The 26,091-nt window shown below is 46.2% G+C and carries 24 protein-coding genes; 9 read left to right on the plus strand and 15 right to left on the minus strand.

Annotated elements, in window-relative coordinates:
* Positions 1–158: 158 nt before the first annotated feature.
* On the minus strand, positions 159–653 hold the full coding sequence (locus BMW79_RS30250; RefSeq protein WP_089902339.1) for a YkgJ family cysteine cluster protein: 495 nt from the start codon (positions 651–653) through the stop codon (positions 159–161).
* Between the two features lie 164 nt (positions 654–817).
* Between BMW79_RS30250 and gcvP the strand changes: the two genes are divergently transcribed.
* Positions 818–3,679: an aminomethyl-transferring glycine dehydrogenase gene (gene gcvP / locus BMW79_RS30255; RefSeq protein WP_089902343.1), complete on the plus strand. Its 2,862-nt coding sequence runs from the start codon at positions 818–820 to the stop codon at positions 3,677–3,679.
* Positions 3,680–3,752: 73 nt separating this feature from the next.
* Here gcvP and BMW79_RS30260 read toward each other — a convergent pair whose 3' ends face one another.
* Entirely contained in the window at positions 3,753–5,000 is a 1,248-nt protein-coding gene (locus BMW79_RS30260) for an alkaline phosphatase family protein (RefSeq protein ID WP_245752740.1), read from the minus strand.
* 311 nt (positions 5,001–5,311) lie between these two features.
* On the opposite strand from BMW79_RS30260, the gene BMW79_RS30265 reads away from it, so the two are divergent.
* The 5 genes from BMW79_RS30265 (at position 5,312) to BMW79_RS30285 (ending at position 10,254) form a co-directional block, all read left to right on the plus strand.
* The gene (locus BMW79_RS30265) at positions 5,312–5,824 is read left to right on the plus strand and encodes a hypothetical protein (protein ID WP_089902349.1); all 513 of its coding nucleotides are present in this window, start codon (positions 5,312–5,314) and stop codon (positions 5,822–5,824) included.
* A 198-nt stretch (positions 5,825–6,022) separates the two neighbouring features.
* Positions 6,023–6,853, plus strand: coding sequence for a hypothetical protein (locus BMW79_RS30270; RefSeq protein ID WP_089902352.1), 831 nt, complete (start codon positions 6,023–6,025; stop codon positions 6,851–6,853).
* A gap of 111 nt (positions 6,854–6,964) precedes the next feature.
* Positions 6,965–7,876, plus strand: coding sequence for a hypothetical protein (locus BMW79_RS30275; protein WP_089902355.1), 912 nt, complete (start codon positions 6,965–6,967; stop codon positions 7,874–7,876).
* A gap of 56 nt (positions 7,877–7,932) precedes the next feature.
* Entirely contained in the window at positions 7,933–8,283 is a 351-nt protein-coding gene (locus tag BMW79_RS30280) for an MmcQ/YjbR family DNA-binding protein (RefSeq protein WP_089902358.1), read from the plus strand.
* A 78-nt stretch (positions 8,284–8,361) separates the two neighbouring features.
* Entirely contained in the window at positions 8,362–10,254 is a 1,893-nt protein-coding gene (locus BMW79_RS30285) for a CocE/NonD family hydrolase (protein WP_089902361.1), read from the plus strand.
* 52 nt (positions 10,255–10,306) lie between these two features.
* On the opposite strand, the gene BMW79_RS30290 is transcribed toward BMW79_RS30285, so the two are convergent.
* On the minus strand, positions 10,307–11,491 hold the full coding sequence (locus BMW79_RS30290) for an acyloxyacyl hydrolase (RefSeq protein ID WP_089902364.1): 1,185 nt from the start codon (positions 11,489–11,491) through the stop codon (positions 10,307–10,309).
* Positions 11,492–11,643: 152 nt separating this feature from the next.
* Between BMW79_RS30290 and BMW79_RS30295 the strand changes: the two genes are divergently transcribed.
* Positions 11,644–12,360, plus strand: a complete 717-nt coding sequence (locus BMW79_RS30295; protein ID WP_089902367.1) for an FKBP-type peptidyl-prolyl cis-trans isomerase — start codon at positions 11,644–11,646, stop codon at positions 12,358–12,360.
* A 52-nt stretch (positions 12,361–12,412) separates the two neighbouring features.
* On the opposite strand, the gene BMW79_RS30300 is transcribed toward BMW79_RS30295, so the two are convergent.
* From BMW79_RS30300 to BMW79_RS30335, 8 genes are all read right to left on the minus strand, one after another.
* Positions 12,413–13,414 (minus strand): chorismate synthase, encoded by a 1,002-nt coding sequence (locus BMW79_RS30300; protein WP_089902370.1) that lies wholly within the window; start codon positions 13,412–13,414, stop codon positions 12,413–12,415.
* 55 nt (positions 13,415–13,469) lie between these two features.
* Positions 13,470–14,732, minus strand: coding sequence for a 3-phosphoshikimate 1-carboxyvinyltransferase (aroA, locus tag BMW79_RS30305; RefSeq protein WP_089902373.1), 1,263 nt, complete (start codon positions 14,730–14,732; stop codon positions 13,470–13,472).
* Positions 14,733–14,771: 39 nt separating this feature from the next.
* Complete coding sequence (gene aroB / locus BMW79_RS30310; RefSeq protein ID WP_089902376.1) at positions 14,772–15,797, minus strand: 3-dehydroquinate synthase; 1,026 nt, start codon at positions 15,795–15,797, stop codon at positions 14,772–14,774.
* An 82-nt stretch (positions 15,798–15,879) separates the two neighbouring features.
* Positions 15,880–16,983: a chorismate mutase gene (locus tag BMW79_RS34155; RefSeq protein ID WP_245752741.1), complete on the minus strand. Its 1,104-nt coding sequence runs from the start codon at positions 16,981–16,983 to the stop codon at positions 15,880–15,882.
* 33 nt (positions 16,984–17,016) lie between these two features.
* Positions 17,017–17,859: a prephenate dehydrogenase gene (locus BMW79_RS34160; RefSeq protein ID WP_089902377.1), complete on the minus strand. Its 843-nt coding sequence runs from the start codon at positions 17,857–17,859 to the stop codon at positions 17,017–17,019.
* Positions 17,856–19,019 (minus strand): pyridoxal phosphate-dependent aminotransferase, encoded by a 1,164-nt coding sequence (locus BMW79_RS30325; RefSeq protein WP_089902382.1) that lies wholly within the window; start codon positions 19,017–19,019, stop codon positions 17,856–17,858. The genes BMW79_RS34160 and BMW79_RS30325 overlap by 4 nt, the downstream gene beginning before the upstream one ends.
* 8 nt (positions 19,020–19,027) lie before the next feature.
* On the minus strand, positions 19,028–19,852 hold the full coding sequence (locus BMW79_RS30330) for a prephenate dehydratase (protein WP_089902384.1): 825 nt from the start codon (positions 19,850–19,852) through the stop codon (positions 19,028–19,030).
* Positions 19,853–20,433: 581 nt separating this feature from the next.
* A complete protein-coding gene (locus BMW79_RS30335; protein ID WP_089902388.1) occupies positions 20,434–20,667 on the minus strand; it encodes a hypothetical protein in 234 nt (77 codons plus the stop codon).
* Positions 20,668–20,799: 132 nt separating this feature from the next.
* Between BMW79_RS30335 and BMW79_RS30340 the strand changes: the two genes are divergently transcribed.
* Positions 20,800–21,375 carry an RNA polymerase sigma factor gene (locus BMW79_RS30340; RefSeq protein ID WP_089902390.1) on the plus strand — a complete coding sequence of 192 codons (576 nt, stop codon included), beginning with the start codon at positions 20,800–20,802 and terminating at the stop codon, positions 21,373–21,375.
* Between the two features lie 12 nt (positions 21,376–21,387).
* Positions 21,388–22,479 carry a S1C family serine protease gene (locus BMW79_RS30345; protein WP_089902393.1) on the plus strand — a complete coding sequence of 364 codons (1,092 nt, stop codon included), beginning with the start codon at positions 21,388–21,390 and terminating at the stop codon, positions 22,477–22,479.
* 59 nt (positions 22,480–22,538) lie between these two features.
* Here the strand turns inward: BMW79_RS30345 and BMW79_RS30350 are convergent, their stop codons facing one another.
* The 4 genes from BMW79_RS30350 to xylA form a co-directional block, all read right to left on the minus strand.
* Positions 22,539–23,258 (minus strand): carboxypeptidase-like regulatory domain-containing protein, encoded by a 720-nt coding sequence (locus tag BMW79_RS30350; RefSeq protein ID WP_089902396.1) that lies wholly within the window; start codon positions 23,256–23,258, stop codon positions 22,539–22,541.
* Positions 23,259–23,440: 182 nt separating this feature from the next.
* Positions 23,441–23,626 (minus strand): CsbD family protein, encoded by a 186-nt coding sequence (locus BMW79_RS30355; RefSeq protein ID WP_089902400.1) that lies wholly within the window; start codon positions 23,624–23,626, stop codon positions 23,441–23,443.
* An 81-nt stretch (positions 23,627–23,707) separates the two neighbouring features.
* Complete coding sequence (locus BMW79_RS30360) at positions 23,708–24,661, minus strand: aldose 1-epimerase (RefSeq protein ID WP_089902403.1); 954 nt, start codon at positions 24,659–24,661, stop codon at positions 23,708–23,710.
* A 78-nt stretch (positions 24,662–24,739) separates the two neighbouring features.
* Positions 24,740–26,068 (minus strand): xylose isomerase, encoded by a 1,329-nt coding sequence (gene xylA / locus BMW79_RS30365; RefSeq protein ID WP_089902415.1) that lies wholly within the window; start codon positions 26,066–26,068, stop codon positions 24,740–24,742.
* Positions 26,069–26,091 lie beyond the last annotated feature (23 nt).

The raw sequence follows: 26,091 nt of genomic DNA on the forward strand, positions 1-26,091 counted from the left end.
GACAATGGGTATCAATTACAAAAGCTACTACCGGTAAGGGTTACCGGCTTAAAAGATCCGGGGAGATGGAAGTCAGCTAACCGACTTTCATCTCCCCGGAATATTTTCAGTAACAGACAGGAAACGGGTTCCTTTCGTCAGAGCAGCTACCTCCGCTGCTATAAATCCATTTTCTCTTTCAACTTCTCCAGTACATAGTATACTGCCGGGCACACCGTACTGTTTTCGTAGGTAATTTTCGGGCGTTTGAAGAAATCGTAGCTGTCTGTGTAGGGGTAATTGGCGCAATCACCAGGTCGTACATCATAGATGCCGCAGTAATTATCCGCTCCCAGGAAGGGGCAGGGGGTAAATTTCACTACATAATCCTCGTCCTTATCGAGCCGCAGGTAAGTATCTATGAACTCGCCTTCCTTCATCCCGAGATGTTTGGAAATACGTCTGATATCGGGTCCTTTGAAGCGGGGACTGATTGTTTTACAGCAGTTACCGCATTCCAGGCAGTCGATTTTGCTGAATGCTTCGTCGTGCAAGTCCGGCAACAGCTTCTCAACCCCTTTTCCACGGCGGGTTTGCAGTTTAGCGAGAAACTGTTTGTTAGCCTTTTGCTTTTCCTGGGCCTTCTGTTGCCAGTCTTCTAAAATTTTACTCATTTGATGCAAAGATAGGTAATTAGTACATGGACAAAATCATGACATATACATCCTGTTGTGATACGTCATTTATCACTGATTTCCCCCGCCAGTATTGATTGTTTGGCCGTTGTTTGAAATCTGCATAGCTTTGCGCATTCTATTTCAAATTACCTGCTTACATCATGAATCTTTTTGATATTCAACAAAATGAATTCGTGCACCGTCACATAGGGCCGAATGAAAGAGAGACCAACCAGATGCTGGAAACCATCGGGGCCTCCAACCTGGACCAGCTGATCAGCAACACCGTTCCGGGCGCCATCCGCATGCAACAGCCACTGGCTATTCCTGCTGCGATGAGTGAAAGTGATTATCTCCGTCACCTGAAGGAAGTGTCGCTGAAGAATAAAGTTTACCGCAACTACATTGGTCAGGGTTATTTTGATACCATTACTCCGAGTGTTATTCTGCGTAATGTATTTGAAAATCCAGGATGGTATACCCAGTATACGCCGTACCAGGCTGAGATTTCCCAGGGTCGCCTGGAAAGTCTGCTGAACTACCAGACTATGGTATGCGATCTGACCGGTTTGCCTATCGCCAATGCTTCCCTGCTGGATGAAGCAACAGCAGCAGCCGAAGCAATGACCATGTTTTTCAATGCGTTGAACAAAGATCATGATCATGTAACCAGACCTAAGTTTTTTGTAGACAACAACGTATATCCGCAAACACTGGATGTGATCTTAACCCGTGCTACACCGCTTCAGATAGAAGTAGTAGTGGGTGATTACAAAACAGCACAATTTGACGAATTGTACTTTGGCGCCCTGATTCAGTATCCTGATAATCTTGGTGCTGCTGCTGATTACCGTGCGTTTATTGAGCAGGTACATGCAGTAGGTGCATTCGTAGGCGTAGCGACCGATCTGCTGGCGCTGACCCTCCTCACCTCTCCCGGTGAAATGGGCGCAGATGCAGCCTTTGGTTCTGCACAACGCTTCGGTGTTCCATTGGGCTTTGGTGGTCCGCACGCAGCTTTCTTCGCTGTGAAGGACGACTTCAAACGTTCCATCCCTGGCCGTATCATCGGTGTAAGCATCGATGCACAAGGTGGCCGTGCGCTGCGTATGGCACTGCAAACCCGCGAACAGCACATCAAACGTGAAAAAGCAACTTCCAATATCTGTACTGCACAGGCATTGCTGGCTAATATGGCCGCTATGTATGCCGTATACCATGGTCCGGAAGGCCTGAAAAATATTGCTACCCGTATTTCCCTGCTCACCAATACAATTGCACAAAAGCTGAAAGCCAAAGGCCTGAAACTGGCGGCCAGCAGCTTCTTCGACACCATCGTAGTAGAAGGCGCTGATGTAAAAGATGCAGCAGAAGCACTGGGTATCAACTTCCGTTACTTCGCCAATGGCAATGTTGGTATCTCCCTGGATGAAACGACTACCATTGCAGATGTAAACGATATCCTGCACATCTTTGGTGCAGGTACTACAGATGCAGCAGCAGTTTCCGGTGGCAACACCGGTATCCCGGCTGACCTGCAACGCACTTCTGCTTACCTGTTGCACCCGGTATTCAATAACCATCACAGTGAATCACTGATGATGCGTTACCTGAAGATGCTGGAAAATAAAGATCTTTCCCTGAACACCTCCATGATTTCTCTCGGTTCCTGCACCATGAAACTGAATGCAGCTACAGAGATGATTCCATTGAGCTGGGCACACTGGAGCAAAATGCACCCCTTTGCACCTACCAACCAGGTAGGCGGCTATTTACAGATGGCCACTGAACTGGGTGAGTATCTCAGCAAAATTACCGGTTTCGACGCCTGCAGCCTGCAGCCTAACAGTGGCGCCCAGGGCGAATACGCCGGTCTGCTGGTGATCCGCGAATACCAGCAAAGCATTGGCCAGGGTCACCGTAACATCATGCTGATCCCGATCAGTGCACACGGTACCAACCCTGCATCTGCTGTAATGGCGGGTTACAAAGTGGTGATTGTAAAAGCACTGGAAAACGGTTACATCGATGTGGATGACCTGAAAGCCAAAGCAGCTGCACACAGTAAAGACCTCGCCGGTATCATGATCACTTATCCATCTACCTATGGTGTGTATGAAGAAAGTGTGAAAGATATCTGTGCTACTATACACGAACACGGCGGACAGGTATACATGGACGGCGCCAATATGAATGCCCAGGTAGGTTTAACCGCACCCGGACTGATCGGCGCTGACGTTTGTCACCTGAACCTGCACAAAACCTTCGCTATCCCTCACGGTGGCGGTGGTCCCGGCATGGGCCCCATCTGCGTTGCCAAACACCTGGCGCCATTCCTGCCCGGTCACGTAACGCTGAATGAAGGCAAACCTTCCAACGCGGTATCTGCTGCTCCATTTGGTTCTGCCAGCATCCTGCTTATCTCTTACGCTTACATCCGTATGCTCGGATTTAACGGTGTGAAACAGGCATCTGAATATGCAATCCTGAATGCCAACTACATGAAGGCACGCCTGGAGAAAGCATATGATATCCTTTACACCGGTGTAAACGGTACCTGTGCGCATGAATTCATCGTTGATCTCCGTCCGTTTAAATCAACGGCAGGTGTAGAAGCGGAAGATGTGGCAAAACGTTTGATGGACTACGGTTTCCACGCTCCAACCATGAGCTTCCCGGTTCCGGGTACTATCATGATTGAGCCTACTGAAAGTGAAGACAAAGGTGAGCTGGATCGCTTCTGCGATGCACTGCTGGCTATCCGCGAAGAAATCCGCGCAGTAGAACTGGGTCATACCGACAAACAAAACAACGTACTCAAAAATGCACCGCATACCCAACAGGTAATCACTGCCGACGAATGGACCCGTCCATACAGCCGTCAGCAGGCAGCATTCCCGCTGGAATATGTACAGGCAAATAAATTCTGGCCTTCTGTAAGCCGTATCAACAATACGTTCGGCGATAGAAACCTGATCTGCACCTGCGAACCTGCAAGTGCCTATGAGGAAGTTACCGCTTAATAACAGCCGGTGAATACTATTAAAAAGGGGAAAGCGATCATCGCTTTCCCCTTTTTCTTTTACTATCTCCCGGTTAGAAATTCAATATCGGTTCCAGCACTTCCAGCTGGCCATCTATCGGCTGTGTAATATCGAGGCCGAGTATTCTGGCTACTAACGGATACACATGTACGTTTTCAAAAGTGGCAATGCGGGTATGCGGTTTAAAAGCTGGTCCCCAGGCCATGAAGATGGCATTCATGTTAGTGAGATTATTATCATATCCATGATGACCGGGATGCGATTCTTTCGCTGACTTAAAGATATAATTGGCTTCTGCGAGCAGGATGATATCACCGATGCGGTTATACACATCTTCCTGGCCATAGTGCCATCTTTCCGGTGTTTCTTTTTTGAGATAGGCGGTATAATGATTTTCGTGTTGTTTCAGATAATCGTAAGCGGCTTTGATCTCTTCGTCATTTTTACCATACAGCATTATCTTCTGGCCTGCAGGTAGCACTTTCAGGGGTTGCAGCAGCGGAGATTCGGGAATAGAGATGGTATGCACGGTATCCACCTGTATCATACCGTGATCAGATACTACGATGAAGTTCACCGGTAGTTTTTGTTTTTCTACCATGGCCACCATTTTGCCGATGGCTTTATCTACCAGTTGTACAGCGCTTCTCACACTATCGCTGTCTGGTCCCCAGGAGTGGCCCATGTGATCCACTTCCGGGAAATAGAATGTAATCAGGTGCGGGCGTTGGTCTTCGGGTAAGCTAAGCCATTCTGCAACCTGTTGAACACGGCGATCGATAGTTGTTTTCTCCTGGTATTTAAAATAATAGGTGGGTCTGACCATTTGCACGGCGCTTTCGGAGCCCACCCAGAAGTAGCTGGCGCTCACCATCTGTTGTTTCTCTGCGAGTACCCATAATGGCACCCCATTGTACCAGGTACCGTCTTCTACTGCATCGCGGTTACTTACTTTATAAACGGCATCTCTTTTACGGTCGTAGAAGAGATTATCTACCAGGCCGTGATGTGCAGGATACAGGCCAGTGACCAGGGAATAGTGATTCGGAAAAGTCAGGGAAGGAAAAGCCGGTTGCATAGCGGTAGCACGAACGCCCTGACCGGACAAGCGTAACAGATTTTCTGCTTTATACTTCTCTGCATAATCGTACCGGAACCCATCGATGGAGATCATGATCACATAAGGTTTCGATTGTTGTGTTGCGCTGTTTTTCCTGCCGGGTGTTACTTGTTGGGTAGTGTCCTGTGCCTGGCTGCCGAGAGAAAACAGAACGGCAGCTAATAAAAAAATCCTTTTCACTATTGCTTGTATTTATGATAATAAAAATGGGGGAAGAATAACGGACGATGGGTTATGATGGGCGCAAATTAGAAAACAATTTTCACTCAAAACGACATGACTAAATTATATATACGTTAATAAAGCTGCAGATACGTGTTACACCAGGCGTTTACATCTCCAGAAATATGTAATAATATTTTAACACATATTACTGTAAAATGGCCACAAACGGGCAAAAACATAATCACTGAATAAATATTTATATATATAAATTTAATTAATTAATCGTTTATATATATATTAGCCTACTGAAAAACCATCTAACAACTATGTCTGACTACACCTTTATTACGACTGAGGAACACTTTCTATTACAGGATGCGCTGAAGAGAAACAAGCAACAGTTAACCAAATTCGCCCTTATTGGTTTTGGCTTATTATTAATTGCCGCTGTGATACCGCAAATCTATTTGTACACCCACAACAACCTGGGTGATGCAGATGATTCGCTCCTGTCGTTCAAAAACCTTTGGTTCTGGGTATGGCTGTTGAGCTTTGTGGTAGCACTGGTCTTTGCACTGATAAAAGTAACAGATATACGCTACTGGGCTATAAAAAAGGACCTGACTACCCTGCAGAAAGCTACCCTTAACGCACCGATGGAAGCGGTATACCTGGAGAATAACGACACCCAGACCAATATTATGATCCTGCTGGAGAATAAGAAAAAGCGGTTGTTTTACTGGATGCGTGGCGCACTGGAAGGATACAGAGCAGGCCAGGAAGTAGAAATTACATATGCCCGTTATTCCCGCGTGATTATCAGTATCAACAAGAAATAATTTATACCTGCTGTTTAAATGTGAAGTCCTGTATGTTTGATACGTACGGGACTTCGCGTTTGAGGGCAAATTGTCATGACGCAGACTACGATAAGAGAACCGGCATTAACTGTTATCTTCGTACTTCATCCAACAGCGGATTTAGTTGTATAGCAATTTGCAACATTCGCTGTACTTGTTGCATCCAACACCTATATTATGTTTAAACAGGGCATTGTTTTATTATCAGTATGTTTAGCCATCTTCCTGGCCTTTACCGGCTGCCGGCACAGGAAAGATGATATTTCGACGCCACCACCACCTCCGCCTCCATTACCTGTGAATGACAACTATCTTGTCAAAACAATTTCCCTGAATGGTATCGTGAAAGATAGCCTGGTATATGCCAACGGACGGATCTCTGAACAATGGCAATTCAGTTCCAGTTATTACTACTGCTATAAGTTTTCTTACGATATCAACGACCGGTTGATATTATCCATCTGTAGTTCAAATTCCGGTATAAGCATCAAAGATTCCTTGAAATGGTCTGCCGATAAAGTGCTGTCTTATGTGACTTTTAGTGCAGGTGGTGTGATTCAGCACTACGATACCACATTGTTTAAAATGGATGAATCCCGGAGACTGACTGGCTATTTTTTCAAAGATACCACAAACGTTCCTTCTCCTAAAGTAAACGACTTCTGGGAAGGTGCCTTTAAAGGTAATAACCTGGTCTCCTCGTTTTGGCGCAGAAAAAATGGCAATTTTTCCAACGATGAAATCTTTACACTTGAATACGGCCGCCTCGGCAACCCGCTGGCAAAATATCTGCGTAATAATCCACTTTCTGCACTGGCTATGCTTGGTAATTACGGGCCGTTTATGTTGAGTGACTACAATATGACCAAAATGAAATCGCCAAATGGAGAATCAACCATAAGCGCCGATGCTACTAATTTTCCCGGCACTGAAAACATCCTGACACAAACCATCAGGGAAGGTAATAATACTAAAACAATTACCTACAGCTATGTTCCAAAACCGTAAACATATCTGCCCCCTATCTCCCGGAACTAAACATGGCTAGATAACTTATCCCGACTTTTCACCCAAAAACCTCTCAAAATTGCTATTTTTGAGGTCATACATCCATTCCACATGCAAGCACTCAGAAAACACCTATATTATGGTATCGCCCTGCTGTTAATCCTCATCACAGCCGCCTGCCGCAACAAAAAAAATGAAGTAACACCTCCCGGCCCTGACCCGGTAAAAGCTGTGTACCTCGTTACAGCTATCCGCGTTAACGATATACCCAAAGACAGCCTCGTATACAATGACAAATACCAGGCTATAGAAAGATGGGATTACAATACCACCTATCGCAAATGGCAAAACTATGTAACCTATACTTACAGCCCCGATGGCTATCTGGCCGCTGCAAAATATTACAACGAAATTGAGTACAACGTTAAGAGCCTGACCCAGAAAGATTCAATCGTCTGGAATACCGGGAATCTTACCATTTATACAACCAATTACCGTGAACTTGGCACCGCTATTTCCGGCTACGATACTGTCCGTCAACTCATCAACGCTCAACGGCAGCTCATCCAGGAAGGAAGTAAAGATACCGTCCAACTTCTCGACATACTCGGAGGGCTAATGGTGACTTATACAGAATATACTTACAAAAACAACGACCTGACCGGATTTCTCAACATGAACTACCTGACTGTACGCAATACTGCTCCCAGCCTGGTTATTAGTAAGTATGATATAACTCCTACTGTCTTAAAAAATCCACTCTATCCACAGGTATCAAAAAATCCCCTCCTGTTTCGCGCTATCCTGGGAAGTAAGTTTCCTGATCTTGTTAACGAATACTACCCTTACCTTGTAGGCGAACATCTCATCGCCGGGGTGGGAGTTCAAATAGACAATAAGCCCCGTATCTCTGCTACCCCTACTTTTGGATGGATAGATGCCAGTGCTAACCCGCTCTTCCAAATCATGTCACAAATCGACAGAAACGTTACATTCAGTTATAAAATAATTCAGACACCCTAGCTCCCTTCCGGAAAATTTCCTGACTTTTACAGCCAGATACCATAAAACAACCGTTTATGAACCTGGCTCAATTTCAGGAATACTGTCTTTCTCTCCCTGGCGTGACCGAAGAATTTCCCTTTGGTGATGAAACCCTTGTGTATAAAGTAAGCGGAAAGATCTTTGCCGCCAGCGGACTGGAAAATTTTGAAACCATTAACCTTAAATGCGATCCGGAAGAAGCGATTGAACTCCGTGAAAGATACGAAGGCGTAATACCTGGTTACCATATGAATAAGAAACACTGGAATACGGTTGATGTGCATTCCGGCATTCCCAATAAACTCATCCTGGAATGGATCAAAAATTCGTATAACCTGGTAGTAGCCACGCTGCCAAAAAAGGAAAGAGAGAAACTCGGCCAATAACCGTTCCCCATTTACCTTCCGGGCGTCCCCATTTTTTTTACTACTTTAGCCGCGATCTAAATCAAAAATAAACTGTTTATGAGAAAATGGCTGCTGCTGGCCTGTGCCGCGCTGTTTGTCTTCCCGGTGGCCTGTAAGGCCGTGAACCAGGATTCCCTCTGGATGTATGAACACTACACCAAAAAAGAAGTGTACATCACCATGCGGGACGGTATTAAATTATTTACCTCCGTTTACCTGCCGAAAGACCAATCCGAGAAACATCCCATATTAATGACGCGCACCCCCTATTCCTGCGCGCCCTATGGCGAAAAAGAATTCCGTCCCCTGTATAAAAATCATTACAGGGAATACCTGAAAGAAGGCTATATCATGGTGATCCAGGATGTAAGAGGCACCTGGATGAGCGAAGGTAAATTTGTCAATGTAAGACCTTTTGATCCCGCTAAAAAAGGAAAGAAGGAAATTGATGAAGCCAGCGATACCTATGATACCATCGACTGGCTCGTAAAAAATATCGCCGGCAACAATGGTAACGTTGGGATCTTTGGTATTTCCTACCCGGGCTTCTACTCTACCATGGGCGCATTGAGCGGTCATCCTGCCCTGAAAGCGGTAAGTCCACAGGCCCCTGTAACCGATTGGTTTTTGGGAGATGACTTCCATCACAACGGTGCTTTCTTTATTTCAGACGCTTTTTCTTTCTACACGGTTTTTGATCATCCACATCCGAAACCAACTACACAAGGTCCTAAAGGCATTGATTACTATACACACGACAATTACAAATATTACCTGGAAACCGGTGCCCTGCCTAACTTTGCAAAAATCATCGGCGACAGCGTTACCTTCTGGAAAGAGATGTACGAGCATCCTACCTATGATGCCTGGTGGAAAGCACGCAATGTGCGCAACTTCCTGAAAGATGTAAAACCTGCCATGCTGGTAGTGGGCGGCGTATTTGATGCAGAAGACTGCTTCGGTGCATGGAATACCTACAAAGCCATTGAAACCCAGAGCCCTGCCACCAATAACCGTATTGTAATGGGCCCCTGGTACCACGGCCAATGGTCGTCCAACGACGGTACACACCTGGGTAATGTGCGCTTTGGCAGCAACACTGCTGAATACTATGCGCAAAACCTGGAAATTCCTTTCTTCAACTACTACCTGAAAGGTAAGGGCGCTGCACCCGATATCGCAGAAGCCACCATTTTCTTCACCGGCGAAAACAAATGGAAACAACTGCCTAAATGGCCTCCGGCCAATATGGAAGAAGCACCGGTGTATCTGCAGGCAGATGGAAAGTTATCCTTCTCTAAACCTTCTACCAGCAATAGTTTCAGCGAATATGTAAGCGATCCGGCCAAACCGGTTCCTTATACAGAAGACGTACATTTTAACCGCACCATCAGCTATATGACCGATGATCAGCGCTTCGCTTCCCGCAGACCCGATGTAGCAGTATTTGAAAGTGAAGTACTCGACAATGATATTACCCTGGCGGGTCCGGTGGTGGCTGATCTGATTGCCAGCACCAGTACCACTGATGCCGATTTCATTGTAAAAGTGATAGACGTATTCCCGAACGATTTTAAGTACGAGGAAGATGCACCCAGCGAACATCGCCGGGTTCCTTCTGCTACCTACCCGATGGGCGGTTACCAGATGCTGGTGCGCGGGGAAATTATGCGGGGGAAATTCCGTAACAGTTTTGAAAAGCCGGAAGCCTTTGTTCCTGATCAACCTGCTGAAGTAAAGTTCACCATGCCGGATGTGGCGCATACCTTCCAGAAAGGCCACCGCATTATGATCCAGGTGCAAAGCAGCTGGTTCCCGTTGGCCGACCGGAATCCGCAACAGTTCATGGATATTTACAAAGCCACGGATAAAGACTTTAAAAAGGCTACCATCCGTATCTACCACGATGCGCAACACCCATCCAGCGTGTTGCTGCCTGTTGTTAAATAATTTTTTTCCGGGATGATGCCATGGCATTATCCCGGATTTTTCCCCGGCCCTTTTACCAGCGCACCTTTCCGCCCCCTCCCCATTCAATCCAGTCGGAAGCTACCCCATCCGACGTTTTCAATCCAAGCTGTATAAAGCCGTATTTACTGATATTATAGCGCAAAGCCAGGCGCATAAAGTAATCGCCCTTTTCACTATCACGCTTCCAGGTATAGGTGCCTACTTCGGCTCTTAACTGAAAATGTTTGATATTCAATACATAAGCAAGATGTGCTGCCATCAGCATTTTATCGCTGGTACGCACCGATCCGTATCGTTTCTGATAGGTCCAGCCGAGGGAACCATCGTAAAAGCCATCTATACCGATACCCACACTGCTTTTATGACTAAAGCGGTAATCATATCCCATAATCAGGGAAGCCGTTCCATAAAAGGCTTCCAGCTTTTCATCGCTGGAGGCTTGTACCACACCGAAGCCGCCATACAGGCTCAGCTCATGATAACGTTTTTGCGGAGGCACGGGATCGGTGATGAAGGTGGGCCGGCGTGCAGCCTCGTAGGTGGGATCTATCTGTTCCTTTACAATGCTGCGGATCGTATTGTAATGATACCTTACCCCGATGTTCAGCCCGGCCATATTCAGTCCCAGGTTGGGCGTATGCGTGCGGCCATTGGAAAAGTGTGTAAGGTCTATCCCATAGAGGAAATCAAATGAGTTGGATACTTTCAGCACACCGGTTACACTGAAATTCACATAGGCATCCAGCTTAGAGCCGATGGCATCGTTGAGAGGATTGGACGTAGAGTCGTAAGGGTTAAGGTCGTAAGTGATCCCAAGCGATAACCCCGCTTCAAAGTGATTACGTTTACGCCGGTGAAAAGGTGCATAAAAAAAACCGTACACGCCGCTGGGATTACCCAGGATGGTAGGGTTACCAATATCGCCGGTGTAGAATCCAATGCCATAACTGGGATAATTGAAGACCCGCTGCCACTCCTTTTCCCCGGTCGACTGCCACCCCATTCTCAGTTCGAGCGACTTGTACCCCTCGTTCAGCGCGTTTTTCAGCTCATCGCCGGAATACAGATGCGTGCCCCCATGGAGTTTCAGCTCAATATACTTGTGTCTTCCCAGGTTCGGATTTAACCTGGCTTTCTGCCATAAATCAGTGGTATCCTGCGCGGATAGCCATCTTCCGGATAATAACAATAGAATAAACAGGACTAATTGTTTCATAAAAAAACGGATGATACCAACGTGTGCAAAACAAGAAATGCCACGGAAAGTTCATCTCTGCAAAAGGCTTGCCTGTGAAATATTTTATTGATTAACTTGCAGCCGTCTTTAAAAGCCTTATTTTAATTAACATTTCTGTCAATTAATCATTTATGTACAAAAAATACCTGTTCATAGGAGTCCTGGGATGCTTATCAGCACAAGGCTTCAGTCAGGCTAAACCTGCACCTAAGAAACCGGTGGCTAAAACCGCCGTGAAAGCTCCGGTATTAAAAAATAAACTGGATTCAGTAAGTTACGGATTGGGCGTAAGTATTGCAGAGAACCTGAAAGCACAGGGCCTCGAAAATATTAACACTACCGTACTGGCCAAGGCGTTACAGGATGCATTAAAGAATCAGACATTATTACTGTCAAAAGATCAAGTTGATATGAGCATAAGTAATTATCTGCAGCAGCTGAAAGCTGACAAAGCTGCAAAGAACCGTGAAGCGGGATTGAAATTCCTGGCGGAAAACAAAGTAAAACCAGGTGTAGTAACGTTACCTGATGGTTTACAGTACCAGATCCTGAAAGAAGGCAATGGTCCGAAACCCACCGCCAGCGATAAAGTGAAAACACATTACCACGGTACGTTGATCGATGGTACCGTGTTCGATAGCTCTGTAGACAGAGGTCAGCCAATTTCCTTCCCTGTGGGTGGTGTTATCAAAGGCTGGACAGAAGCCCTGCAACTGATGCCGGTAGGCTCTAAATGGCGTCTTTTCATTCCTTCTGAGCTGGCGTACGGCGATCGTGGCGCAGGTCCGAAAATCGGCCCGGGTGCAGCACTGATATTTGATGTGGAGTTGCTCGCTATCGAACAATAAGCACATTCATAAAAAAGGGAAGGCTTTACCGGCCTTCCCTTTTTTTATATTTTTAGCGAGATGAAAATACTCTTGGTCTCCGCTGCTCCAGCAGCAGGAAATCGGCCAGCACCATGGCCGTCACGGATTCCAATACTACCGGTACCCGCAGTGCAATGCAAAGGTCATGGCGACCTTTTACACTGAACGTTTCTACTTCTCCACTCTTTATATTGAGGGTTTGTTGTTCTTTAGGCGTGCTGGACGTTGGTTTTACCGCAATGCGGAATACCAGCGGATTGCCATTGGTAATACCGCCTACCACACCGCCGGCATGATTGGATGCGGTTTTACCCGTCATGTCCAGGATCGGATCATTATGTTCCAGCCCTTTCATTTTGGCGGCAGCAAAGCCGGCGCCGAATTCAATGCCTTTAATAGCAGGGATGGCAAACACCGCATGTGCCAATGCTGATTCCAGCGAGTCGAAGAAAGGCTCTCCCAAACCGATTGGTAGCCCGGTTACCACACATTCTACGATACCACCTACTGAATCCTTCGCTGCGATAGCTGTTTCCAGTCCGGCTTCCGGATCAGGATTGCCACCCACTTCCGTGATGGTAGCATTTACCTGGATTTCTTCACCCAGGATCTTTTTGGCAATGACACCGGCAGCTACCAGGTTTAAGGTAAGTCTGCCGCTAAAATGCCCGCCACCACGATAGTCTTCAAAGCCGCCGAATTTCTCGGTGGCTACAAAATCGGCATGACCCGGACGCGGAAACTCCCGCAGCTTTTCGTAATCGGTACTGCGGGTATTATTATTTTCAAAAAGAATGGTAACAGGAGCACCGGTGGTGTAATCGTTGAACACGCCAGATTTGATATACGGCAGGTCTTCCTCCTTGCGGGGGGTAGTGCCCCTGGAGCCGCCTTTGCGACGTTCCAGGTCTGCCAGGAAATCTTCCTGTTTTAAAGGAATACCGGCAGGTATACCATCTATATTAACGCCAACGCTGGCGCCATGCGATTCTCCGAAAACATTTACCCTGAATAATCTGCCAAAACTGTTCACACACTGAAGATTTAAAGTGAAGTTCCCGGCAGTACACTGCCGGGAACTAAAAAATTTATACGGTTACGGCTACCTTACCACCCAGCAATTCCAGGTGATCATAAAATTCCGGGTAGGATTTATTGATGGCCTCTGCATTGTCGATGATCACCGGACCATCAGCGGTTAAAGCGGCTACAGCACAGGCCATCGCAATACGGTGGTCGTTGTGCGAATGTACATGTGCGCCTTTGATACCAGTGCCACCGTGTACCAGCATGATATCGCCCTGCAGATCTATTTTAATACCCATCTTGCCGAATTCTTCCTGCAGTGTTAAACCACGGTCGCTTTCTTTATGTGCCAGACGGCTTACGCCTTTAATTTTCGTAGTGCCGTTGCAGTTAGCAGCCAGTGCTACCAGCGGAGGGAACAGGTCGGGGCAATCTGTAGCATCTATTTCAAATGCGTTTAAACCACCTTTCTCAATATTCACGGTAAATACGCCGGACATCATCTGTGCACCAGCTTTTTCCAACGCTTCCAGGATGGCTTTATCCGACTGTGCAGAGGAAGTATTCAGATGTTGTACTTCTGCTTTACCGGCTACTGCTGCTGCTACCAGCAGGAATGCAGCGCCGCTCCAGTCGCCTTCTACCGTATAGTCGCAGGCGTTATACGCCTGTTGCTTACCGAAGTGGAAGGTTTCAAAATTCTTTTCTTCCACCTGAACACCAAAATGTGCCATCAGCTGGAGGGTTAACGCAATGTATGGTTTGCTTTTCAGATCCGTAACGGTAATGGTTACGTTTTCTGCGGCTGCACCATAGGCCATGAGCAGTCCGGTGAGGAACTGGGAACTCAGGGAACCATCGATGGTAATATTTTTAGGTTGCAAAGGACCTTGAATGTGCAGGGGTAATTTACCACCCTGTGTAGTGCACTTCACATCCAGTTGCGGTAATACTTCTTCGAAGAAGTCCATCGGACGGGTAGTTAAGCTACCATGTCCTTCTATGGTAATAGGGAGAGACGACAAAGCCGCAATGGGAGTAAACATACGGATACCCAAACCGGATTCACCACAGTTGATTTCATCATAAAACGGCGCAACGCCATTACTGGTGATTTCGAAATGATCGTATTCGCGTTTTATTTTAGCACCCAGATTTTCGGCTACTTCCAGTGCTGCCAGGCAGTCATTGCTGAGGCCCGGGTTACGGATAATGCTCTTTCCTTTTGCCAGCAACGCCGCTGCCACAGCGCGTTGCATTGCGCTTTTGGAAGGATTCGCCGTAACGGTGCCTTTTATGATGGCTGGTGATACAGTAACTTGCATATGTATATTTCGTCCGCCTTTAATTGATTAGAAAAAAATTTACAACTCCTGCAGTAACAACTTCAGTTCTGCAATGGGAATAGGCATAGTGGTGGCTTTCCCGATCTGTTCCAGTAATACAAAGTGTATGACGTCTTTCTCCCGCTTTTTATCCAGTTTGAAGATGTCGAACACGGCGTCTTTATCAGAGGTAAAAGCAACGGGCAGCTGGTAATCACTGATCAGTTTAATCAGCCGGATGGTTTGATCTGCCGGCAGGTTCATCAGCTTCTCCGAAAAACGGGTAGCTGCTACCATACCGATGGCCACGGCTTTACCGTGTGCTATGTGTTCCAGCTTTTCTACGGCATGCCCGAGGGTATGACCAAAGTTTAACCAGCGACGGGGACCGTTTTCCAGTTCATCTTCCAGTACCACCTTTGTTTTGGCAGCCACAGATTTATTGACCAGGTATTCCAGAACAGTGACATCACGCGCCAATGCCTTTTCTTTATTCACTTCGAGATAATCGAACAGTTCTGCATCCATGATACAGGCATATTTGATGATCTCAGCAAAGCCGTTGTGCCACTCTTCTGCAGGCATGGTGAGCGGCAGACTGTAGTCGAACAGGATAAACGCCGGCTGACGGATAATGCCCAGCAGGTTTTTCTGTTTACCATGACTTACACCGTTTTTGCCACCAATAGAAGCATCTACCTGTGCCAGCAAAGTAGTGGGAACAAAGCCAAAGGGAATACCGCGCATATAAATACTGGCGGCAAAGCCGGCAACATCCGTGAGCATACCGCCACCAATGCCTACCAGCGTGGTTTTGCGATCCGCTTCAAATGAAATAAGACCATCGATGATCTTTTCCACTGTCGCCATGTTCTTCACATCCTCTCCTGCGGTGACCACAATTTTTTTCCAATCGCGCAAATGATGACCGTGATGGTATTCCACATTTTCATCTATCACCAGTACTGCCCTGTTACGGTCTACATGATTGCCCAGTTGCAGCAGGCTTTCACCTAAATAATAGGTAGTTTCCTGTTGTTGAAACTGGTGGATTTGTTTGAGCATTTATCGGTTAGCTTTAGCGTTGGGAAAAACTACTGCCGGCTTTTTGTCAGGATACCTGACGGTTAAAAGCCGGCTGCGGTATCTACTTATCTTCGTTCATTACTTTGTTCTGACGGTTGATGGATTCCAGGTGAACCGCATCGAAGTATTTCACGATGAAGTCTTTGGTCAGACCCAGTTTCTCACCTTTCGCTACAGCGCGGTCCAGGATTTCATTCCAGCGGTTCGTCTGCAGGATGGTGATGTTATTTTCTTTCTTGTATACACCGATCTTCTCTGCAATTTTCATACGGTTGCCGAGCAACAGCATGATTTCATCATCTACCTGGTTGATCTGCGCACGCAGTTTTTCCAGTGCAGAGTTAAAATCTTTTTTATCGGAATGCTCTCTTCTCCAGGTGATACCGTCCAGCAGTTCAGCCAGTTTCTCAGGAGTAACCTGTTGTTTGGCATCGCTCCATGCGTTGTCCGGATCTACGTGAGTTTCCAGCATCAGACCATCATAATCCAGGTCGATTGCTTCCTGGGAAACTTCCTGCAGGATATCGCGGCGGCCGGAGATGTGAGAAGGATCGCAGATCATTGGCAGTTCAGGCATACGGCGTTTCAGCTCAATAGCCAGGTGCCACATCGGCGCGTTACGGTATTGGGTATTGCCATAGCTGGAGAAGCCACGGTGAATCAGACCTACTTTATTGATACCAGCTTTCTGGATTCTTTCTACCGCACCGATCCAGAGTTCCAGATCCGGGTTGATAGGGTTTTTAATTAAAACGGTCGTATCCACGCCTCTCAGTGCATCGGCTACTTCCTGCACAGAGAATGGGTTTACGGTAGTACGGGCGCCTACCCACAGAATATCCACACCGAAATGCAGCGCATCTTCCACCTGTTTGGCTGTAGCCACTTCCACCGCTAAAGGCAGGCCGGTGATTTCGCGGGCTTTCTGCAGCCATGCAAGACCTTTGGTACCAATACCTTCGAAAGAACCCGGACGGGTACGTGGTTTCCAGATACCAGCGCGTAAAACGTCCACTTTACCTGTTTTCTGCAAGGCCAGCGCGGTAGCTAATACCTGCTCTTCGGTTTCTGCACTGCAGGGTCCGGAAATGATCAACGGCTTTTTATCGGAAGACGGATCGGAGAATTTAGTTTTGGATAATATCTGTTCCATTGTCTGTACCATAGTATTGAAGTTAAGTAGATTATCAGAATTTAATTATTTCAGGATCTTCCTGATTTTATTTGATTTTTGAATAAGCTTGTAAAAAGTGTCGTAGTCTTCTGTTTCCAGCAACGTTTTCATCTGTTGTAACTGGCTGATATGTTCGTCCAGTACGTCGAGTACGTTGTTGCGGTTATGTTTGAAGATAGGTACCCACATATCAGGAGAGCTTTTCGCAAGACGAACGGTAGATTCAAAACCACCGCTGGCCAGTTCGAAAATCCGTCCGGACTCCTTCTCTTTTTTGAGCACTGTTAATGCCAGTGCAAAGGAGGTGATATGGGAAATATGCGACACATAGGCCGTGTGCAGGTCATGCTCTTCCGCATTCATATATACGGTTCGCATCTGCAATTGGTCGACCATGTTTTCCACTACTTCCAGGGCGTCTTCATCGCTGTTTTTCACATCGCAGAGCACCATGGTTTTGTTTACGAAAAGGTTGCGTACCGCAGCGTCGGGGCCGGAATACTCGGTGCCGGCCATCGGGTGGGCCGCCACGAAACGTCCTCTGTTGGGATGACCGGCAACGAGTTGCAGTATTTTTTCTTTAGTAGATCCTACATCCATAATCACCTGGCCAGGGCGTGCTTTATCCATAATGGCGGGCAATGCCTGCAGCACTGCATCCACGGGAATGGCCAGTATTACCAGGTCTGAGCGCGTCATGGCGTCGTCGAGACTGGCCCCTTCATCGATGATATTCAGCTCCAGTGCTCTTTGCAGATGCTCCTGGTTCTGATCTACCCCGATGATCCTGTCGACCGCGCCTTTTTCTTTCAGCGTGATCGCCAGTGAGCCACCTATTAAACCGGTTCCTATTATTGTTGCAATCATTTTACGTTTGTTTTGATACGTTCTATCGCCTCCTGGAATACTTTCTCATCCTGACAGAGACTCACTCTGATATAGCCGTTTCCGTTACTTCCGAAAATACCGCCCGGAGTAATGAATACACGTGCTTTTTGCAGTATTTCGTCTGTCAGCGTATAGCCGTTTTCGATATTGGCCGGTATCTTCGCCCAAACGAACATACCTACCTGGTTTTTATCGTATGTGCAATGCAGCAGATCCAGTAGTTGAAATACTTTTTCCCTGCGTGCACGGTAAATTTTATTTAAATCATCGTACCAGTCTTTCCCCAGCTGCAACGCCTGAACAGCGGCCATTTGCATGGGCTGGAACATACCGGAATCCATATTACTTTTAAAGCGTAATACCTGTGCAATCCATTCTGCTTTGCCCACCAGCATTCCAATGCGCCAGCCGGCCATGTTGGAGGATTTGCTGAGTGAGTTCAGTTCCAGAACTACCTCCTTTGCACCTTCAAACTGTAACAGGCTTTCCGGTTGTTCATTCAGGATAAAGCTATATGGATTGTCATGGCAGATCAGGATGTTATGCTGTTTGGCAAAGGTGATCAGCTTTGCGGCAAACTCCCGGTTTACCTTTGCTCCGGTAGGCATATGCGGATAGTTTACCCACATCAGCTTCACTTTGCTCAGGTCTTTTTTGGCCAGTGCATCCAGATCGGGCAACCAGCTGTTTTCTTCGGTCAGGTCATAATCAACAACAGTAGCACCACTCAGGTTCACTGCAGAGCGATAGGTAGGATAACCCGGATTAGGGATCAGGGCTTCATCTCCTTCCTGCAGGTAGGTCATGCAGATGTGCATAATACCTTCTTTGGAACCTATCAGCGGCAATACTTCTGTATCCGGATTCAGGGTTACGTTGTAATAGCGCTGATACCAATCGGCCATTGCTTTACGCAGGGCCGGAATACCTTTGTAGCCCTGGTAGTTATGGGTATTCGGTAATGCAGCATTTTCGTTTAATGCAGCCACCACGGAAGGATGAGGTGGTAAGTCCGGACTACCGATACCGAGGTTGATCACCCTGGTACCTGTCTGGTTCATTTCCTCAATTTCCCTGAGTTTTTTGGAGAAGTAATATTCTTCTGTGCCCTGTAATCTTTTAGCGACCTGTATCTGCATAAAACTGATTAATGTGTTTTTCCTTTTTTATAAATCCCTAAAACTGTCAGGTGTTCGGTGAGTGGTTCTATTTTAGATAATGCTTTCTCAAAGTGAGCGGCGTTATCGAATTCCATATCGGCGTGGAAGTAATAGTTCCATTCTTTTGCCGGGATGGGGAACGACTGCAATTTGGATAAGTTGATACCGGCTACTGCAATCTGTGTGAGTACTTTAGCCAGGCTGCCGCGATCGTGGCTGGTCTGGAAATACACCGATGCTTTATTAGCGTCTTCCGGTGTTGCCATGGGTGTACGGGACACGGCCAGGAAACGGGTATAGTTATTTTTATTTGTATGAATATTGGGAGCGATGATATCCAGTTCGAAGATTTCGGCGGCCAGTTTACCGGCAATGGCGGCAGTGCTTTTCAGCTTTTTCTGTCTTACGTGCCTGGCGCTGAGAGCGGTATCTTCGGTTTCTACCAGTTTGATATGCGGGTATTTTTCCAGGAAATCCATACACTGTAACAACGCCATCGGGTGGGAATGTACTTCGCGAAGGTCTTCCATCGTCTGACCCGGTAATACCATGAGGTGCTGGTTGATCTGCAGGTAAATTTCGCCGGTAATGTGCAAACCGGAGTTCTTTATGAGACTGTAGTTAGGTAAAATGCTGCCGGCAATAGAGTTTTCGATGGCCATCATACCTGCATCCACATCGGGTTGCTGTTTTGCTTTTTTAACCAGCTCAGCAAAGGAGGCACAGCATTCTATTTCGACCTGTTTACCGAAATACCCCTGGGCAGCTACCTGGTGAAAACATCCTTCAAACCCCTGTATGGCAATTTTCATGTGTATGTGATTGATTTTATTTATTTATAGTTGCTACAGCAACTAGCTATTAAAAACAGAAAGGGTCCCGATCCGGGACCCTTTGCGTTGTACTCTTATATGGTAAGTATGTTATTGCAAATGAGTCCCCTGCTTCTTCGCATAAAAGAAGTAAGAGAAGTAATAAAAAAAGTAATTGCCGGTAATTGGCTGTAACATATACTTATTTGTTTGTTGGCATCAGCTGGCTGCATGCCGGTTTATGGTATTAAAAAAGGCCTCCCGGTTCCGGAAGGCCTTTTTGTAGTTCTTTTATTTTTTACAAACGACCTCCCTATTTCTGGTACCAGAAATAATAAAAGCTAAAAAAGCCGAAAGAGGTTTGCTGAATCATATTCGTTATTTGTACTCTTTTTGAGTGTAGAACAAAAATACGGCACGATTTTAATTATCCAAGCGGTAATATCAAAAAATATACTTTTTTTAATAATAACCGTATTTTATTGAATAACTTTCAAATCAAACAGGTACAGCAGCCAACAGGACATAAAAAAACCGTTCTGGCCAAGCCAGAACGGTTAATTATATAACCTAAGGTTAAATTAGTGATGAGCAGCAGCTGAATCAACAGTTTTAGCAGCAGAATCAACAGTTGCTTTAGCAGCGTTAGCTACTGAATCAACGTTTGCAGTTGCAGCAGTTGCAGCTGAATCGATAGTGTTGCTAGCAGCAGTAGCAGTAGAATCACCGGTAGTTTCAGTTTTTGCACCACCGCAAGCAACTGCGAACAGACCGAAAGACAGAGCTAAGAAACCAATTTTGATTACGTTCTTCATGTTACAATTATTTAAGTTGTTTTTTGAATGATTTAACCTTTATACCGGGATCACCTAAAAGGTAACCCAAACTTTTAAAAATATTTTTTTTCGCTACTTTGGGTTACCAAATGGCCAATAACTGTATTAAGAGTGAAGCAAAATCAAGACATAACAAGAGATAGGGAATTATTGCTGGGACTGGCAAAAGGCGAGGATAAGTCATTGGAAATCATCTATTCAGAGAATTTTCCGGTGGTATTACGAATGATCCTTCAGCATAATGGCTCGGAAGACGACGCCAAAGATGTGTTCCAGGAGGCAATTATAGTCCTGTATGAAAAAGTACAAAACAACGATTTTACGCTCAGCAGCCGGCTCAAAACCTTTCTTTATTCGGTTTGCCGTCATCTCTGGCTTAAAAAAGTGCAACGTACCTACGGATTATATGCTTTAACACCTGAGCTGGAAGAAGTTATTCCGGCTACAGAAGAACTGGAAGAACACAATGTAAAGGATCAGGAGTTCAGAATAATGGAAGGAGCCATGAGTAGCATCGGTCAACCCTGCCAAACCATTCTGGAAGATTATTACCTCCACAAAAAGTCGATGCAGGAAATAGCGGAGAAATTCGGCTATACCAATGCAGAAAACGCCAAGAACCAGAAGTATAAATGCCTGATGCGTTTGAAGAAGTTATTTTTTGATCAGTACAAAACACCACTATAAGCAGAAGCAGCCATGAAAGAAGACATGATCTTATTACGTGAAATTGAGCGTTACCTGGAAGGGGAAATGAATGAGTCAGAAAAAACTGCTTTTGAAGCTTTACGTCATACCAATCCCTTAATAAATAAACAGGTAGAAGAACATCAATTGTTTCTTCAGCACCTGGGCAACTATGGTCAACGTGTGAACCTGCAGGCTAAACTTGATCAGATTCATCACCAGCTGGATATGCCAACGCTCCGTAAACAGGCGCAGGAAGAAAACCAGACGGCCAAGAGACTGACCATCCGCCGCAGAACCATCACCAACCTGGCTGCTGCCGCCTGTATCGCACTGGTTACCTCTTTGTCTACCATCGCAGTGATCCAGAACGTTTCCAGAAATAAATCTACTGCTCAATACGAAGATGTAAGAAGGGTCCTGAATAATATTCAGCGCTCCCAGAATGCACTGGTGAATGATATGAACAAAAAGAGCAGGGCACCGTTAAACCCTGGTACCTATGGTGGTACCGGTTTCGCAGTATCCGGCAATGGCTATATTGTTACCAACTATCATGTAGTAGCCGGCGCAGACTCTGTATATGTTCAGAATAATAAAGGAGAAGCATTTAAAGCGGTCAGCATATTTGAAGATATTTCCAGTGATCTGGCCATCCTGAAAATTGCCGACTCCACTTTTAAAAGTCAGCCACTCCCTTACTCGCTGAAACCACAAGCCGTAAAACTGGGTGAAGAAGTATTTACTATCGGCTACCCCCGTGATGAAATTGTATATGGCAAAGGTTATATCAGTGCCAAAACAGGTTTTAACGGAGATACCACCGCTTACCAGGTGTCTATTCCTGTAAATCCGGGTAACAGTGGAGCGCCGCTGCTCGATAATAAAGGCGATGTAGTGGGAATAGTAACCGGCAAACAAACTACCTCTGATGGTATTGCCTTTGCGGTAAAATCTGCCCACCTCAAACACCTGCTGGATGAAATGCCGAAAGACAAACAACTCCGGAAAGAATGGGGGCATAAAAGCATGGAAGGGATGAACCGGATAGATCAGATCAAGAAGCTGGAAGACTTTGTATATATGGTGAAGGTGTATAATTAAGATAAACAACTACACATAAAAAAAGGGCGGGATATGATATCCCGCCCTTTTTTATGCACCTATTTCTTAGGCTGCCATGCCTTGTACTTATCCGTGATCCAATACAGCAGATCGTTGTTGTTGATCGTGCGCATGGTATTGTAGTCAGGATAGTTATCCCGCATAAATAACTGTAAAGAATCGCCTTTCAAACCGGTTACCCTGCTCACGAGTACAGGAGTAAAGCGGGAGTCGATGAACTTTTCTTTTTCCATCTTCTCGTAGTTCTCTTTAAACTGGCGTTTCTGCTTTTCTTTTTTGGAAAACCGGGTGATGGGACTAAACACGATACCGGCGCCTTCAGGAGTACTGCCACCAGCCAGCGGTTTGTTGGGATTATCGAGGATATAACCGTACTGGTTACGTCTGTCGATGGAGTCTATCTGGTAAGGGGTATACTGGGAAGTAACTTCCACCCCTTTCAGGAACTTACCGGCAGCTTCCATTACGATATTCACTGTTTGTGTGCCGGAACTCTGGCTAACAATCAGGGTATCTGGTTTGTACCCTACGAAAGTGACTACCAGCCGATCGTTGCGGGAAGCGCTGATTTTATAGTATCCACCCTGATCAGAAAGCGATCGCTTGCCGGAGTTGAGATTGCTGACAGTAGCATAGGGTAATACCAGGTTATTACTGTCTGAAATCATTCCGGTCACCGTTACCTGTGCCTGTGCGCGGGGAGCAAATGCCATACTGAATATACAGCCTAGTGCTATGATGCGTAAGAAAACCTTCATATAGATATAATAATTTTAACTGCTGAATCCCTTCCTCTCCTTTACAAACAGCTCAGTATAGACATTGTTCATCTGCCTAACAAAGCACAAATTAATGAAAATGCTACGGTGTTTTAAAAACAAAAATCCTTCTACCCGGAGGCAGAAGGATCTTGATATTTAAAATTTCAGGTAATATACGCTTAGGCAGATTTCAGCAAATCGATCACTTCTTCCCTGCTTTTGCCTAATTTCTGCTGGAGTTTTCCGACCAACTTATCTTCCTGACCTTCTTCATACAGCAGGTCATCATCTGTCAGATCTGCGTATTTCTGTTTCAGGGTACCTTTTAATTCGTTCCATTTTCCTTTGATCTCTAACTTGTCCATAATCTTTCAATTTATATGGTGATATAATCTGGTTTCTTATGGAAGTGTAAAAGCCAAAGAATATGCCATCCACTGATCGGGCTATACCGTAACCTGGATGCGGGTGCTGAAGACTTTGCTTTCGCCGGCAGCCAGCTGAACCAGTCCAAGTCCGTTGTTAAAGGCATCCGGCGCACCACTGAGGTTCTCTACAGCGATGCTGGTACGATGTGGCGGAATATATATCTGCAGGATGGGGTAGCTATTTTCCGGGTAGAAGGCAATGTTGATATTTTTCTCCGGATCGTGGATCGTGGCCAGCGGTTGTGGCTTTGTGAGGTCCAGTACGAAGGAATTGTCCAGTTCCACTCCTTTCAGTGGTTTTCCTGTAACAAACTCGGTATATGGCAATACTTTCCCGGTGGGCAGCAGCTTTTCATTGAATTCCACAATTTCTTTGGAAGCGAAGGTCAGCACCAGCTTGTCCACGTGAGTGCCGGTACTGAAGTAAGGATGCCAGCCGTCCATCACCGGGATGGTGGTAGCGCTCCGGTTTACGAGTTTGGTGCTGAGCTGAAGGTCATTACCGGCACGCAGGGTGAAGGTAGCGATACAGTCGTACGCAAACGGATAGCCTGCATCATCGGTTTGTTTGAAATGATGGGTCAGGGTAACGGATGCATGCTGATCGCTGGTTTCCTGTGCAGTAACGGTAAAGGGGGCATCATACAATAAGCCGTGGATGGCATTTCCGGGCGCCAGTGTTTTCTGGATGCTGTAGGAATGGCCTTCCCAGGTATATTGTGCATCCTTCATCCGGCATGCATAGGGGCTCAGTTTTACGCTTTTGAAGCTGGAGCGGAGATTTGCTTCCAGGTCTGCCAGGTCTTTGTAACTGTCGATCAGATTCAGCGGACCTGTGGGGTGCTTTACTTTGAAAGCATGCAGTAGTGCGCCATAAGAAGGAATTATTTCCACCTGCGTTCCTGCTTCGAGATCCTGGAGCGCAACGATATCAAATCCTGCCTCTTGAAAAGAATGGATGCCAAATTTCATTGTTCATTATTTTGGAAGAAAATATAAAACATTTTGGGATTTTACTTTGCATATTCCCAAAGCAAAATCCCAAATATATTAGATGCTGGCGTTGATCAGGTTTTCCAGCCACTCCTGTTTACCGCTGATCTGCTTTGGTTCTCCGTTTGCTGCTGCAAAATTGCGGAGGTCTTCCAGTGTCAGTTTACCGGCTTCAAATTCCTGTCCTTTACCGCTGTTGAAAGAAGCGTAGCGATCGTGACGGAATTTTTTATATGGTGTGGCAGTCAATACTTTTTCTGCTACGATAGCTGCTCTGGCAAACGTATCGATACCTCCGATATGTGCATGGAAGATATCTTCCAGATCGGTAGAGTTACGACGGGTTTTGGCATCAAAGTTTACACCACCACCAGCAAATCCACCGGCTTCCAGGATCACGAGCATGCTTTCAATGAGGTCGTTGAGATTAGTCGGGAACTGATCGGTATCCCAACCATTCTGTGCATCGCCACGGTTGGCATCGATGCTGCCCAGCATGCCTGCGTCTACGGCTACCTGTAATTCGTGCTGGAAGGTGTGTCCGGCCAGGGTAGCGTGGTTTACTTCCAGGTTCAGTTTAAAATCTTTCTCCAGGCCAAACTGGCGCAGGAAACCGATTACCGTAGCAGCATCGTAATCATACTGATGTTTGGTAGGTTCGCAAGGCTTAGGTTCTATAAAGAAGGTTCCTTTGAAACCCTGTGCACGTGCGTAATCGCGGGCCATGCCCAGGAAACGGCCCAGGTGTTCCTGTTCGCGTTTCATATCGGTATTCAGCAGGGTCATATAACCTTCACGGCCGCCCCAGAACACATAGTTTTCACCACCGAGAGCAATGGTGGCATCCAGTGAGTTTTTCACCTGTGTACCAGCGTAGGCGAGTACGGCGAAATCCGGATTGGTGGCAGCGCCGTTCATGTAACGCGGATTGCTGAATACATTGGCGGTTCCCCATAACAGTTTCACGCCGCTGGCCTGTTGCTTTTGTTTGGCGTAGGCAACGATCTGCTGCATGCGGCTTTCATATTCGGCTACATTGGCGCCTTCATCTACCAGATCCACATCATGGAAGCAGTAGTAAGGAAGGCCCATTTTGGTAATAAATTCAAAAGCAGCATCCATCTTGTCTTTCGCGCTCTGATTGGCATCAGCGGAAGCGAGCCATGGAAATTGTTTGGTGCCCGGACCAAATGGATCGCCACCGGTTCCGCAGAAGGTATGCCAGTAAGACACTGCAAAACGGAACAGTTCTTTCATGGATTTACCCGCGATGATACGGTTTTCATCATACCATTTGTACGCCAGTGGATTATCCGACTGCGGTCCTTCAAATAGTATTTTACCAATTCCTTTGAAATACTCGTTGTTTCCTAATGTAATGCTCATAACAAATGTGGTTTTAAAAATGC

Source organism: Chitinophaga arvensicola, assembly GCF_900110835.1.
Lineage (GTDB): Bacteria > Bacteroidota > Bacteroidia > Chitinophagales > Chitinophagaceae > Chitinophaga > Chitinophaga arvensicola.